Here is a 13433-nt window from a genome sequence, read left to right on the forward strand (position 1 = left end):
CCGTGGACGCCCGCGCCGGAAACGGCGCGGGCGGTTTGGCTAAGGTCTCCACGCACAGGTTCGAAACCTCCGCGCCAGCGTTCGTGATTGGCAGCGGGCCCTCAGCCTCGTCATCCACGGGCGGAGCAAGGAGCGAAGCGACGCAGCGCAGACCCGAGGATCCATTCCGTTACGTTGAGGCGTTGCGACGGTTCAGAATTCTGCTCCGCCGCGCCCTTCGGTGAAGGTAACGGAATGGATCCTCGGGTCTCCGCGTCCGCTTCGCTCCCGCTCCGCCCGTGGATGACGAACTGAGAGGGCGCCGAAGCCATCTCTGACCGGCAAACCCAGGCTCACGCCACCAGATCCCGCATCGGCTTCAGGGCCGCCGACTCCGGAAACACCTTGTCGCCAAGCACCGCCGCCGACAGCCCGAACTGATCCGCCAGCAGCCCCTTCAGCACCGCGCGCACATCGCTGGTCGGCGCGAGGTCGCGGCCTTCATAGAGCTGCGCCGGCTTCAGTCCCGGCCAGTCGGCGATGACGCGGCCGCCCTTGATCGCGCCGCCGGCGAGCAGCACCACCGTGCCGGTGCCGTGGTCGGTGCCGACCGTGCCGTTGATGCGCGCCGTACGGCCGAACTCGGTGATCGCGACGACCGCCGTGTCCTGCCAGCGCGCGCCGAGCCCTTTCTCGAATTCCTCGAAGGCGCCGTCGAGGCCGCCGAGCAGATTGGCGAGCCGCCCCGTCGCGCCGCCTTCGTTGACATGCGTGTCCCAGCCGTCGAAGGCTAAAGCCGCAATGCGCGGCCCGTCATCGGCCGCCATCAGCCTTGCAGCACCTTGCGCCGACTGGCGCATGCCGGCGGCATTGTCGAGGCCGCCCTTCGGCTTCATTGTCTTGCCGTCTAGCTGGTCGCCCATCGCCATGCGGTCGGCGTCGAGACCTTTCTGCAGGGCTGCGGCCAGCAGCGGGTCGCGAGGTCGAGCACGCGTTCGGCCAAGGCGTCGCCGGGCGTGGGCAGCGCCTGTGGCGCCCAGCCGAGCACGGGCGCTGCGCCACGGATCACCAGCGGCGTCGACGGCCCGACCGCGAGTCCGCCGGCCTTCGCGATCCTGTCACCCGCCGGCAGGCTGGCTAGAGCCCGGTTGAGCCAGCCGGTGGTGGCGTTGCCCGGACCGGGAAGGCCGCTTTCCAGCACGTCCTGGCCGTCGAAATGCGAGCGGTCGCGATAGCCGGTCGCAGCGGCGTGCACGACCGCCGCTTGGCCCGCCTTGAACAGGCGCGCAAACACCGGCATTGCCGGGCTGACGGCAAAGAAACCGTCGAGCGGCATTGCCGGGTTGGCGCCTGAAAGCGAAAGCGCGATATCGCCATGCAGGCCGGCATAGTCCGGATCGCCGATCGGCCCGACCGTCGACAGCCCATCCAGCGCGCCGCGCAGCACGATGACGATCAGGCGCGGGTCGCGGCTGTCGGCGGCGCGGGCAAAGCGCGGCAGATGGGCCCAGGCAAACAGCGCCCCGCCGGTCATCAGCATCGCGCGGCGGGACAGGCTTGGGGTTTCGCAAAGAAGGCTCATGGCCGCGTCTCCATACTGATCATCGGCGTTGGAACTCGGGCGCCGTCAACAGCAGCGCGAGGCCCTGCTGCCTTGATTCGGCGCGAGCGATCGCCTCTCGCGTCTCCGAAGAGACCGAGGCGCCGAGAAGGCTGGAAAGCATCTCGTCGGGATTGCCGATGTCGTCGGCCTGCCGCGCGGCTTGCCAGGCCATATCGAGACGCGTCTTCATGCCTTCGGCCGACGCCCAGGCGTCGGTGCTGTCGGAAAAGCCGTTCGGCCCCGGCGGCTGCCACAGCGGCTCGCCGAGCACGTTCAGCCAGCGCAGCGACCGCTGCGGTTCGTTGCCGGCGGTCGCGCCGACCGCCGTCGCAGCGCGACGACATAATCCAAGGGCGAGCGCAGCTTCGTGAGCGGCGTCGACCAGGCTTCGGGCATGTCGATCAGCGTCAACGCGATCGAGCGCAGGTCGCCGTCGGTCTTGGTGAAGACCGAGGCCAGGCGGGCGATCGCCGCCGCTGGCGGATCGTCGGCGATGAAATGGCGGGCAAGCTTGGTGGCGATGTGCCGCGCGGTGGCCGGATGGCGGGCAATGTCGTTGAGCGCGGCCTCCGCCTGGCCCATGCCGCAGTCGGGATAGGTCTTGCCGAGCAGCGCCGCCTTGCCCGGCTGATGCGCATTGGTGTTGAAGACGAAGCTTCCCGGTTCTCCCAGCCGCCCCTCGCGGCCCGCCATGGTCCAGCCGGTCAGCATGGCGGCGAAACTGGTGACGTCCGCCTGGGCATAGCCGCTGCCGACGCCGAGCGTATGCAGTTCCAGGATCTCGCGGGCGAGGTTCTCGTTGAGGCCGCGGCCGCGCCGCTTGCCGGCGCGCGAATCAGGCCCGATGGACTGTTGGTTGTCGAGATAGAACAGCATCGCCGGATGATGCTCGACAGCAAGCAGCATATCGGCGAAGCGGCCGAGCACGAAGGGGCGGATCGCCTCGCGCTCGAAGGCGCCGGCGCTTGCCCGGACGACCGGCGCCTTGGCGATTGAAACGCAGAAATGGTTCGACCAGAAGCCGACCAGCCGCTCCACGAAGCCCGGCGCCGCAGCAAGCGCCTTGTCGAACCGGGCTTGCGCCTCGTCGCGATAGATATCGGCCTCGAGGCGCGGCACCGCGGGTTTGGCTTTTGCATTGGCCGGGCCGGCTAGATCATCGGCCGCCATCGGCTGCATGACGGCCGGCGCCTTTTCACTCCGCGCCGCCTTGCGCTCCAGGGCCGCCGCCATGCTGGCCTGGATCGCCGCCGTGCTGTCCAGCAGCCCGGCATTCCTCGGATCGTCGGGGGAAATGAGCGCGATATCCTGCTGCTTGAGCTCGGCCTTGAGGTAGCTGCGCGGATCGGCGGCGATCTTGCCGAAATCGTCGCCCGGTCTTGCGCCGAGACCGAAGCGGTGGAGCGCGACCAGCGCCGGATCCGGTCGGACGGAATTGGAAACGGGTGCGGCCAATGAAGCCTCCGTCTGGAGTCGGCGTCGATCGTGCCGGCCGACATGTTCGATGGTTCGCAAGAGCGCTCACGACGCCGGCCGCAGCACCGGCGCCATGAGCGGGCCGTTACCAGCGGCGCCAGTGGTGCCAGCGGTGGTAAGGATGCCAGACCGGGCCGACATAGACGCGCGGTCCGCCCCAGTAATAATAGCCGGGGTAGATCACCCGGCGATTGGGGACGCAGCGGCCCCAATAATTGGGATGCCAACCCGGACCGCAACCCCAGGCGACATGCTCGATCATTGCCGGCGCGGCGGGCGCAACCGGCGCGATCGGCATGGCCGAAGCCGCGCTTGCCGCGGCCGTGCCGCCGATGGCGAGCGCGGCGGCGAGCGAATATTTCGTCAGACTGTTCATGGGATACTCCCGAAAGTTCCGAGGTTGAAGAGAACCTGCCCGCCGCCGAAGGCGCTCACAGGCTTGTCCCTCTTTCCCTTGAACGGAGCGCGCCCGCTTTTTCCGTCGCCGCCTATGGCGATTTTTTTGCGGGTGGCGGCTGTCGGCCGGCACGCCGAAGCAGTGCGTCGGCCAGCAGCTGGCGGTCTTCCGGCGAGCCCGATGCAGCGAATTCGACGATGCGCTGTTCCAGCCGCGCCCGCACGGTGACATCAGCGTTGCGCGCTCGCTCCAGGGCGGCGGCAAGCGCGTTGCTGTCGAGGGTCGGCTGCTGCAGCAGGTTCGCCGCCTCGCGCCGCGCGGCCTGGGCGTCGAGGATCACGTCGCGGGACTCTCGGCGCACCTCGCGCAGCGCCTGGCGGAAAATCTTGCGGTCGGCGGCGGGCAGCCGGCCGCCTGCCGATTCCAGCGAAAAGCCCGGATTGGATTTGCCGATCAGCCAGCCCGCCCCGCCGGCCACCGCGCCGATCAGAAAGACGTTGAGCACCAGGGATGCCGCGACAAGACGGGGGTTCATAGGTCCTCCTCCACCTGGTCGGCATCGGGTCCGGCGTCGCCGAACGACGTCGCGTTGGCGTCCATGACGTAATGGTCGGACTGGATATCCGGGCTGACGACGGTCACCAGCGCCAGCCCTGCCACGGCGCCAGCGAGCCCGACGCCCGCAAGCCCGAAGCCCAGCCACCAGAACCGCCGGCGCCGCTCCTGCCTAACCTCGGTCGTTGCCTGGGCGACGATGGCGCGATGCAGCGCCGGGCTGGGCGCCTCGGCCCGATGCCGGTCGAGCATGGCGTCGAGCCTGCCGGCGCGCGCCAGGATGGCGCGGCCTTGCTCGGTCTCGGCAAACAGTGTCGCAGCGGCCTGATCGGCCCGCGGCCAGCGGTGCAACGCGCCGCCATAGACGTCAGCCAACGCGGCGAAGCGCCCGGCATCCATCGGCCCGCTTGTGGTTTTCTCAGCCATATCGTTCCCCCTTCCACCGTTTTGACGTGGCCCCCCACGCCCTCATCCGCCAAGCCGGCAACTCCCTTGCTTTCTCAGTCATCGCCATCATCTCCGATAAGCATCGCCTGCAGGGCGCGGCGACCCCGCGCGAGCAGGCTTTCCAGCGCATCGACGCTGACCTGCATGGCGCCGGCGGCCTCGATGTTGGACAGCTCCTGATAATAGACCAGCACGATCGCCTCGCGCTGGCGCGGCGCGAGGCGCTGCAGCGCCTGGTTGACCCTGCGCTCTTCGTCGCCCGGCATGGCATCGGGGAGCGGTGCGTCATCGGCCACCTCCGGCAGCTCGTCCGTTACCCATTCGCGCCGGCGCCGCAGCCGGTCGTAGCAGAGGTTGAGCGCGACGCGATGGATCCAGGTGTCGAATCGCGCGTGCCCCTGGCGCCAGCCTGAGGCGTGGCGCCAGATGCGCACGAAAGTCTCCTGCGCGACGTCCTCGGCCTCCGCCGCGTCGCCCAGCATCCGCGCGGCCAGAGCCAGGATGCGCGGTAGCTTGCGCGCCACCATCGCCTGCATTGCGGCGGGGTCGCCGGCGCCAATGCGGCGTACCAGTTCCTCGTCCGGATCGGCGCCCATCAACAGGGGCGCTCGCATGTGTCATTGCGCGGCATAACCTCTTGGTCATTGCTCCTGCTTGGGAGCGGATTTGTGGCTCGGCCGCTCGTCGGCGCCGAGCACCCCGTCGCCATTCTTGTCCAGCTTGGCGAAGCGCTTGGCGAGGAAAGCGTCGAGTTCGCCCTTGTCGACGAAGCCGTCCTTGTTGGCGTCCATGCGCGCGAAGGATTTGGCCGGATCGCCTTTTGCCTTGCGTTCGGTCTGGAAAGCGGTCCATTCGGCGAGGCTGACCTTGCCGTCATTGTCGGTGTCGGCCCGCATGAACGCCTTTTTCCGGCGCGCCTCGAACTTTTCCAGCGTCAGGCCGAACTTGGTTTGGTCAGGCTTGGCGGCAGCCCCAGTGTCCGGCGTCGTCTGGGCGGGGGCAGGCGTCGTCGTCTGGGCGACCGCGACAGTGGTCTGCAGGCCAAGGGCAAAGGCGAATAGGCGGATCATGCTCTCGTCTCCGGTTGGCGCGGCCATTGGCGGCCACGCTTCAGCCGTTGAACGCGGCGAGGAGCAAAATCCGTCGGTCCTTTTAGCCGGACGGCAATCCATCCGATACGGTTGCGCCGGACCGGAATGCGTCCGAACGGAAGCTGCGACTATCTCTGGTTGTCGACCACCACCAGCTGGTCCGGCTTGAAGCCGGCATGCTGCGGCGTCCAGACGTCGCCTTCGCGGTTGAACCAGTGGCACAGATACGTGCCGGAGGCCGCGCCGTCGCTGATAGTCATCTCCGGGCCTCCGGATTTCAGCCTGACGACGTCTCCGGTCTTGAAATTGTTGGGCATTTCGACCTCCCATGCTGACCGGCCGAGTTTCCCACCAACAGCTACTCCCGACAATGGTCGAGATGCGCCGATGACATGGTACAGGGTTGGGAAGATGTCGATGCCGCTTGGCTGGCACGCCGTGCAGCGCTCCATATGTGGCCGGATTATGTCGGGCTTCGCAGGCGAAGCGAGCGACCTGATCGCTCCGTGTCTTCAATCGCTGTCGTGCTGAGGGGCCGGCGGCTGCGCCGGCTGGCTGTCTTGTCCGGCCGGGCGGACGGTCATGGACCTTTCATTGGGCCACAATGCCTGTGCCTTCATAACCGCTGCCAGGAGATTCTCTGCTTCAACGCTTCCGATCTCGGTTAGAAGCGGGCTGTTGCCGCCTGCTGCGAAATCGACGTGATAGACAGTCCAACTCCTCATTGCATTTCCGGCAATTGCGTCTCGGCGCGGGCACGCGGATGGAAGCCCGGCTCGCTTTTGTGGTTAGGATTTTGAGGTCCGCGAGCCGGGCATGCGCCAACCGATGGGCGGGGGGCTTGGGGTTATCAGCCGGCGCGATGGCGAGACTGTCTGATTTGCCCCCTGGTCCACAATCGACCGAGGTCCATCCTGCCGGACGCATTGGTCCGAAAGGACAAAAGATATAGCCCCTTATTCCGTTGGGGCAGATTGCCTGTGCCGGTGATCTGTCAGCGCGGGCTTGGCAAAATCTGTCGGCGCCATCAGATACCTGTCTCAGGCCGCCGGCATTGGGCGCGGATCGAGTCCGGGTCAAAAGGCGACAAAGACGCCGCTCTGGAGAGCCGGCAACCCGCGCTGGATCACGTTTCTCCTGGATGGAGGCGAACCTCTTCCTCCGCAGGCAGCGTTTGCGGCTGAAGCAACTCGGAAGGCGAAAGTGGACCGCCTCAGGGCAAGGTCCACTGGCATCAGCGACCAAATCAAAGTTCGAAAGATCGGGTCGTCGCCATACCACCCGGTCATTTCATAGCGCTCCATCTCAGGGATACGGCCTGACCCTGGCGATCGAACCGGCGCATTCGGAGAGGCTTGTGCGGAAGAGCGAAAAACACTAAGCCAGCCCGCGTGGGGCCTGTAGCTCAATGGTTAGAGCCGGCGGCTCATAACCGCTTGGTTGGGGGTTCGAGTCCCTCCGGGCCCACCATTATCGTTATTTATCAATACTTTATAGGGTGGTTCGCCACGAGGTTCGCCAATAGGTTCGCCAAGCATCGGCTTGCGCGTCACCAGACGCACGACTCGGTCCATCCCCTGGACCGCCAGCCGAACCTGCGATGCCTCGCGCGAATAGAGTTCGGCATGGTCGATATCGTCGTGCCCGAGCACGTCCATGAGCTGCCTGGTTGATGCCTCGGCTTCCGCCAGATAGACGCCAAGCGACTTCCTCAGTCCATGCAGGGTCAGCCCCTTCGGCAGGCCGGCAAGCTTGCACCAATGCGCCATCATTCCAGTCAGCGACTTGGCGGAGAACGGATCTCCATAGCCGTTGACGAGGACAGTCTCGCCGCGCCTGTCGGCCGCATCCAGGATCTCAGACAGCATCGGTGTGATCGGCACGAAAAGGCGCTTGCCGCCAGTCCGCCCCTTATTCTTAGCCTGAACGATATCAAACCCGTCGAAGTGACGCTCGACGCCATCGATGAAGACACGGCGGGTGACCCTCTGGTCCCAGCGCAAGCCTGCGACGTCGCCGCGGCGGTTGCCGAGCCAAAGCGCCAAACCGTAACAGGTGCGTGCCGCCGTGCCGAGCTGCCAACGGTTTTCAAATTGCGCCATGGCCTCACGCGACCATGCTTTCCAGCCGGCATAGGCAGGACGCCACTCGACCGCTGCTGTGGGATCGATTTCGATCCAGTCTTGCCGAAGTGCGACATAGACCAGCTTGCGTATGCCGACCAATAGGTGCTTGGCCTTGTGGGGCGTGGCGATGAAGCGGCCTAGAAGCTCTTCAACATGGATGCGTCTAAGGTTCTTAACCGGCACATTCCGCCAGACGAGTGGGTGATCAGGGACCACCCGCAGTTCTAGAAACTCTTCGATGAGCCTCGTGTTCTTGCGCTTGCTGGCCCCGTCAAGCGCCAGCCACTTGATTGAGATCTTCAACCGTTGAAAGGCGGCTCCAAACGTGCCGGGCAGGGCAGCTCCGGGCATTTGGACGACAGGGGCCTTGGGGACTTTCCGGCCCTCGACCGCTGCTTGGTAAGCATCCTTGAAACCGGGTTGGTTTGGCGCCGGCAGACTGACAACACGCTCCTTCGTCCGATAGCGCCAGCGAAGTTTGCCGTGGCGATCGGTGTAGGAGGAAAGGCCAGGATATTTGTCGGTCATGACAGAACGAATCTATTCCCTGCGATGATTCCCTTGCAACAGGAAGTCGACGATATTCTCTTCATCGTCTCCAGGTAGTTCGGTAAACGCAGCCTCGAGTTTCAAGCGATCCCAGATCACGCGGCTGTCAACTTTCTTAGGCCTTGGCATGCGACGGTCAGCGACCATTTGGTCAAATTTGGTCACGCCCACGCCAACGTATCGGGCGGCTTCTTCACGTGAGAGACCCCGGGGAGGGTAGGAGAGGGAGTCGCTTGTCATGACTTCGCCAGCCTGCACGCCCTCGACTTTGCACGAGGACTTCTGTGCTGCGATTAGGATCTAAATCGCGACAGCGGCCTTCGGAAGAGACGTGATCGAACTGTGCGGTGAATTGCGGTCGAGGCGTATGAACGGGATCGTTCGAGTCGGAGGAGCGCAACCTCCCCCGACACTTGGAAGGGGCAATGCACTCTGCTCGGACGTCCTCGGTTGAAGCTGTTCCGAACCCGACGGTTAGGCCGAGTTGCACGCTCTGATCGGCTCAGCGACCCTGTCCGACAGATCGAGGTGATGGCGGACGCGTCGAAATGGTCTCGATAGTCTCAAGAAAATTGCTCCCCGCGGAAACGTCGGAGCGCTCACCGGTCTTGAGGAGTTCGACGTAAACGCGCTCGATCTTCTGCCTTCAGTTCGGCAATTGATTATACATCTGCCGATGGAGATCCACAGGAGTGTCCACTCTGGGTTCGAGCTTCTTAACATTCTCGCCAATCCAAACGTCTGCCTTGCATATACAAACGTTTGCAATTGTGATAGACGGTATTCTCATTCTCCTAAGATTTTGGCAGTGTGTGCGGCTTTGACGATTGCGATCTGGCTAATCGGAGTGTGGTCTGCGTTGGCACTTTAAATCTAATCCGACGTACAGGTCAGAAGGAATGGAATTGGAAAACGAAAACAAAGCCAAGCGCGCAAGCAGACGACGCACGACAATGCACGATATCGCGCGCCTTGCGGAGGTTGATGTCTCAACTGTCAGTCGGGCTCTAGCTGATTCGCCCCGGGTCACGGAGGAGACGAAACGTCGGATCCTCAAGATTGTACAGGATACCGGCTATGTCGTGAATCACGGCGCTAGGATGCTGCGGCAAAGTTATTCCGGTCAGGTTCTCGTAATGCTCCCCAGTATTGCGTTTACCTATTTCCCCGAAGTGGTGCTTGGCATTGAGGATTACGTTCAGGAACGCGGTTTCAGCGTGGTCGTGGGAAGCACCCGTTACGACCGGGGCAGAGAAGACGCGTTGGCGCAGCAACTCCTCACTGGAGCAGCAGATGGCATCATCTTTATGACTGGGATGATCCCAGAGCTGATCCGAACGTTCCCGGGGTTTGACCGCCATGTTGTCGGCATTTCACGTACGATACTCGATGACCGGATTCCGCAGGTAAATATCGACAACTACCTAGCTATGAAGACCGCCACTGAACACCTTTTGAGCCTTGGTCATAAATCAATTGCGCACCTGGCGGGAAATCAGAGAAGTCCTACTTTCCGTGCCCGCGCAGAGGCTTATCAGGAGTCGATGGGGGACGCCGGGCTGGGTCGCTATATCAAAATCGTCGCGTCCGATGAGTACAGCATCCAGGCCGGCACCGACAAAATGAACGAGCTCCTACAGGAGGGAACCAGGCCAACCGCGGTCATTTGCGCGGGCGACGATATGGCAATAGGGGCAATGCACGCGGCGCGCTTAGGAGGATTGGCAATTCCCGGTGATGTTGCATTTGTCGGCTTTGATGACCAGCCGTTTAGTGCCGTGTGGAACCCATCACTATCAACCATTCAAATTCCTCGTAGAGAAATGGGAATGGCGGGCGCTCGGCTCCTACTTGCCAACATGAATCTTGCAAACGACAAGCCCGAAAGCATTGTGCTGCCGCACAAGCTAATTGTTCGCGAAAGCTGCGGGGGATAGCGGCGTGCTGGTTCAGTGAGTGACGGGGACAAGCACTCATTGTTCCCGCAAGAGCTGATGATGCAATCCTGTATCTCGTTGATATTGGTTCGTGACTGAACGGGACAGGCAAAGCCATTGCACCATGGACGGCATACTCTGAGCAAGCGAGAATTACAGCGCCGAGCTGTTTGCGCTTTAGTCACGACGGCACGCCGACAACACTGCACCGAATTCTCCTGTTCCTGATCTGTTAGGTGCCCTCTCCGCGGCCTTCCAGGTCGTTGTCTTGGGGCATCGCCGTGCGTTCTGAGCCCTCGACACGGTGTCAGCGACGAAAAATTACGATTGACAGTCCAAACGATTGGATTGATAAGACAAACGATTGTAGTTAGCTAGCGTGCTTTCGCGGCCGTGGAGAGCGAATTCCTATGCCCGGTCCTTATGTCACCCCAGTTATTGGCGACGAGATGCTGCCGAGACGTGTGGATGCGGTCGTTATTGGGGGCGGCATCGTCGGCGCCTCGACTGCTCTGGAGCTTGCCGAGCGGGGCCATTCGGTCGCCCTTTGCGAAAAGGGTGGCATCGCGTGCGAGCAATCCAGCCGCAACTGGGGTTGGGTGCGCCTTTCTCGCCGCGACATCCGCGAGATGCCTCTTATGCTTGAGGCGTCCAGCATATGGGATGGTCTCGCCAAGAGAACCGGCCGCGAAACAGGCTACCGCCAGACGGGCATCGTCTTCACGACAGCGTCCGAGTCCGCACAAGCGCAAAATGCCAAGTATCGAGACCAACTTCAGGAATTTCAGATCCGCTCCCAGTTGCTGTCGACCAAGGAGGTCAAGGACAAATATCCCGATCTCGATCTGAAGCTTCATGGCGCGTTGGTTACGGCCGTCGATGGTCGTGCGGAGCCACAGCTGGCCGGGCCTGCTATTGCACTAGCCGCCCGCGATCGCGGAGCGAATATTTTGGTCGAATGTGCCGTTCGCGGTCTCGAGCTTTCGGCCGGTCGTGTGTCCGGCGTGGTTACCGAACACGGGACCATCACTTGTGATGCTGTTGTTCTTGCTGGTGGTGTCTGGAGCAACTTTTTCGCCCGCCGCTATGGGATCGACATTCCACAGCTCAATGTCACGGCTTCCGTACTCCGGACCAACCCTTTTGAAGGCGGGCCCGAGGAAGCGATCTGGTGCGAAGAATTTGCCCTGAGAAAACGTCTGGACGGTGGCTACACGATCGCTTCCGGCCATGAAAACATCGTTGATATCGTGCCGCGCTCCTTCAAGTACATGTTTCGGTATCTGCCGGCGCTTCGCAACGATTGGAAATCCCTCAACTTCCGGATCTCAGGGCAATTTCTCAAGGATATCTCCGATGCCAAGCTGCGACCGCTGGACCAGGCCAGCGCGTTCGAATACACGCGCGTCCTCGATCCCGTACCCTCGAAAAAACTCACTGATGGCGCTCTCAAGGCCCTCGCCAAGCGCTGGCCCGTCTTTAGTCAGGCGACGATCGCACAACGGTGGGGCGGCCTCATAGACGTTGCCCCAGACGCCATCCCTGTCATCGACGAAACGCGAAAGATTCCGGGTTTCTTCATCGCTACAGGTTTTTCCGGGCACGGATTTGGCATCGCGCCAGCCGCTGGACGGCTGATGGCGGACCTCGTCACCGGAAAGTCGCCGATCGTCGATCCGAAAGCCTTCAGGCTCTCGCGTTTTACCGACGGCAGCAAGATCGTTCTCTCGCCTGAGCACGCTTAAGCTTCGGCACGCGCCCTGTGGGAAAAGCGGCACTCAAGCGGGTTTCAACGCAATACGATAGGAGAAACACTATGGAGTATCGGCTGCTCGGCCGTTCGGGCCTAAAAATTTCGTCCGTTACCATGGGCACGATGACCTTCGGCGGTGAGGGATGGGCAAGGCAGACCGGCAATCTCGGTGTTTCCGATGCGACGCGCCTTGTTGATCTTTGTCTGGATGCGGGCGTCAATCTGATCGACACCGCCAATGTCTATTCCGGTGGCAAATCGGAAGAGATCATCGGCGAAATCCTCGGCGGAAAGCGCAAGGGCGGCCTATTGCTGGCCACCAAGGCGCGTTTTCGTATGGGTGAAGGCCCAAATGAGGTTGGTTCATCCCGGCACCACCTCATCGCCGCCTGCGAAGCAAGTCTTCGCCGTATGAAGACCGACGTTATCGACCTCTATCAGCTGCATGAATGGGACGGTCAAACGCCACTCGAGGAAACGATGGAGGCGCTTGACACGCTCGTTCGTGACGGAAAGGTCCGTTATATCGGCTGCTCGAACTTTTCTGGCTGGCATATCATGAAGGCGCTCGGCGTGAGCGATAAAGACCGACGCCAGCGTTTCGTCAGCCAGCAGATCCACTACACGTTGGAGGCGCGAGACGCCGAATACGAACTGCTGCCGGTGTCCATCGACCAGGGCCTCGGAACTCTAATCTGGAGCCCGCTCGCAGGTGGCTTGCTTTCCGGCAAGCATCGCCGCAACCAGGCCGTCCCGGAAGGAACCCGTCAGTTCGCCGGTTGGACCGAGCCGCCGATCCGCGACGAAAACCGTCTCTGGAATATCGTCGATACCTTGATTTCGATCGCCGAGGACCGCGGCGTATCCGCCGCGCAGGTTGCTCTTGCCTGGCTGATCGGCCGCAAGCCCGTGACTTCCGTCGTCATTGGCGGGCGAACGGAAGCGCAATTTAAGGACAACCTGGCCGCAGCCGACCTGAAACTGACGGACGACGAACGCAATCGGCTGGATGCCGTTAGCCTCCCTCCCGTCATCTACCCCTATTGGCATCAGCAATATGTCAGTGACAGGCTAAGCGAGGCGGACATGGCCCTGCTTGCCCCGCATGTGACGTGAGAGATGCGCAGCCGCTGCATGCATTTAAGTGCTCACGCGATCTGAGGCCGTGGGGCTCCGAGATCTACCGCCGCAGCCTGAAAATCAAATCCGCGATCGGTCGCCACTTCGATGGAGCCGTGGAAAACGGCGCGCTTTTCGTTCCGCAACGCAACTTGCCACATTAAAGGAGAAGGCAATGTCTAACCTTGTAACTTTCAGCCTGGATACCGATACGCTTCCCGAGCCGACGAGCCGCCAGCCAGTGGCGCCGGAACTGATCTCTGGCGAAGCCCCCACTTTCCGCAGTTGGGTTCAGGATCTGTCGTTTGGCGAGATGGTTCGGACCGGCATCTGGGAAGCAACACCTGGGCTGACTCAGTGCCTGAAGCCCACGAATTATGAATATTGCTACATCATGGAAG

The 13433-nt window shown here is 62.5% G+C and carries 10 protein-coding genes, 1 tRNA gene and 4 pseudogenes; 5 read left to right on the forward strand and 10 right to left on the reverse strand.

All coding sequences use genetic code 11. The features are described 5' to 3' along the window. Nucleotides 1-332: 332 nt before the first annotated feature. From EOA24_RS11355 to EOA24_RS11390, 8 genes and pseudogenes are all read right to left on the reverse strand, one after another. Nucleotides 333-1561, reverse strand: a pseudogene (locus EOA24_RS11355) (DUF1501 domain-containing protein). A 19-nt stretch (nucleotides 1562-1580) separates the two neighbouring features. Beyond that, a pseudogene (locus tag EOA24_RS11360) lies at nucleotides 1581-3037 on the reverse strand (DUF1800 family protein). A 106-nt stretch (nucleotides 3038-3143) separates the two neighbouring features. Beyond that, complete coding sequence (locus tag EOA24_RS11365; protein WP_126079656.1) at nucleotides 3144-3434, reverse strand: hypothetical protein; 291 nt, start codon at nucleotides 3432-3434, stop codon at nucleotides 3144-3146. A gap of 112 nt (nucleotides 3435-3546) precedes the next feature. After that, complete coding sequence (locus tag EOA24_RS11370; RefSeq protein WP_245467281.1) at nucleotides 3547-3960, reverse strand: periplasmic heavy metal sensor; 414 nt, start codon at nucleotides 3958-3960, stop codon at nucleotides 3547-3549. A gap of 26 nt (nucleotides 3961-3986) precedes the next feature. Beyond that, nucleotides 3987-4436 carry a hypothetical protein gene (locus EOA24_RS11375; protein WP_126079654.1) on the reverse strand — a complete coding sequence of 150 codons (450 nt, stop codon included), beginning with the start codon at nucleotides 4434-4436 and terminating at the stop codon, nucleotides 3987-3989. Nucleotides 4437-4510: 74 nt separating this feature from the next. Next, the gene (locus EOA24_RS11380; protein WP_126079653.1) at nucleotides 4511-5053 is read right to left on the reverse strand and encodes an RNA polymerase sigma factor; all 543 of its coding nucleotides are present in this window, start codon (nucleotides 5051-5053) and stop codon (nucleotides 4511-4513) included. Nucleotides 5054-5098: 45 nt separating this feature from the next. Continuing rightward, the gene (locus EOA24_RS11385; RefSeq protein WP_126079652.1) at nucleotides 5099-5527 is read right to left on the reverse strand and encodes an acid-shock protein; all 429 of its coding nucleotides are present in this window, start codon (nucleotides 5525-5527) and stop codon (nucleotides 5099-5101) included. Between the two features lie 149 nt (nucleotides 5528-5676). Then, nucleotides 5677-5865 (reverse strand): DUF2158 domain-containing protein, encoded by a 189-nt coding sequence (locus EOA24_RS11390; protein ID WP_126079651.1) that lies wholly within the window; start codon nucleotides 5863-5865, stop codon nucleotides 5677-5679. A 1077-nt stretch (nucleotides 5866-6942) separates the two neighbouring features. Here EOA24_RS11390 and EOA24_RS11395 point away from each other — a divergent pair. Further along, nucleotides 6943-7018: transfer RNA gene (locus tag EOA24_RS11395), tRNA-Ile, on the forward strand. A 191-nt stretch (nucleotides 7019-7209) separates the two neighbouring features. Here the strand turns inward: EOA24_RS11395 and EOA24_RS44080 are convergent. Continuing rightward, nucleotides 7210-8202 (reverse strand): annotated as a pseudogene (locus EOA24_RS44080) (tyrosine-type recombinase/integrase); the annotation flags it as partial. Between the two features lie 12 nt (nucleotides 8203-8214). Continuing rightward, nucleotides 8215-8463: a hypothetical protein gene (locus EOA24_RS11405; protein ID WP_127409798.1), complete on the reverse strand. Its 249-nt coding sequence runs from the start codon at nucleotides 8461-8463 to the stop codon at nucleotides 8215-8217. A gap of 659 nt (nucleotides 8464-9122) precedes the next feature. Between EOA24_RS11405 and EOA24_RS11410 the strand changes: the two genes are divergently transcribed. From EOA24_RS11410 to EOA24_RS11425, 4 genes and pseudogenes are all read left to right on the forward strand, one after another. Then, the gene (locus tag EOA24_RS11410) at nucleotides 9123-10160 is read left to right on the forward strand and encodes a LacI family DNA-binding transcriptional regulator (protein ID WP_127409799.1); all 1038 of its coding nucleotides are present in this window, start codon (nucleotides 9123-9125) and stop codon (nucleotides 10158-10160) included. Between the two features lie 410 nt (nucleotides 10161-10570). Beyond that, nucleotides 10571-11905 carry an FAD-binding oxidoreductase gene (locus tag EOA24_RS11415; protein WP_127409800.1) on the forward strand — a complete coding sequence of 445 codons (1335 nt, stop codon included), beginning with the start codon at nucleotides 10571-10573 and terminating at the stop codon, nucleotides 11903-11905. A 71-nt stretch (nucleotides 11906-11976) separates the two neighbouring features. Then, complete coding sequence (locus tag EOA24_RS11420; RefSeq protein WP_127409801.1) at nucleotides 11977-13029, forward strand: aldo/keto reductase; 1053 nt, start codon at nucleotides 11977-11979, stop codon at nucleotides 13027-13029. Nucleotides 13030-13207: 178 nt separating this feature from the next. Then, nucleotides 13208-13433, forward strand: a pseudogene (locus EOA24_RS11425) (cupin); the annotation flags it as partial.

Origin of the sequence: Mesorhizobium sp. M2A.F.Ca.ET.039.01.1.1 (assembly GCF_003998035.1) — a bacterium.
Lineage (GTDB): Bacteria > Pseudomonadota > Alphaproteobacteria > Rhizobiales > Rhizobiaceae > Mesorhizobium.

Excerpts from the sequence above, each read along its gene's own strand:
- EOA24_RS11380 (WP_126079653.1), bottom strand. The coding sequence starts at position 5,053 with ATGGGCGCCGATCCGGACGAGGAACTGGTACGCCGCATTGGCGCCGGC.
- EOA24_RS11365 (WP_126079656.1), bottom strand. The coding sequence starts at position 3,434 with ATGAACAGTCTGACGAAATATTCGCTCGCCGCCGCGCTCGCCATCGGC.
- EOA24_RS11390 (WP_126079651.1), bottom strand. The coding sequence starts at position 5,865 with ATGCCCAACAATTTCAAGACCGGAGACGTCGTCAGGCTGAAATCCGGA.
- EOA24_RS11405 (WP_127409798.1), bottom strand. The coding sequence starts at position 8,463 with ATGACAAGCGACTCCCTCTCCTACCCTCCCCGGGGTCTCTCACGTGAA.
- EOA24_RS11385 (WP_126079652.1), bottom strand. The coding sequence starts at position 5,527 with ATGATCCGCCTATTCGCCTTTGCCCTTGGCCTGCAGACCACTGTCGCG.
- EOA24_RS11415 (WP_127409800.1), top strand. The coding sequence starts at position 10,571 with ATGCCCGGTCCTTATGTCACCCCAGTTATTGGCGACGAGATGCTGCCG.
- EOA24_RS11410 (WP_127409799.1), top strand. The coding sequence starts at position 9,123 with ATGGAATTGGAAAACGAAAACAAAGCCAAGCGCGCAAGCAGACGACGC.
- EOA24_RS11420 (WP_127409801.1), top strand. The coding sequence starts at position 11,977 with ATGGAGTATCGGCTGCTCGGCCGTTCGGGCCTAAAAATTTCGTCCGTT.
- EOA24_RS11375 (WP_126079654.1), bottom strand. The coding sequence starts at position 4,436 with ATGGCTGAGAAAACCACAAGCGGGCCGATGGATGCCGGGCGCTTCGCC.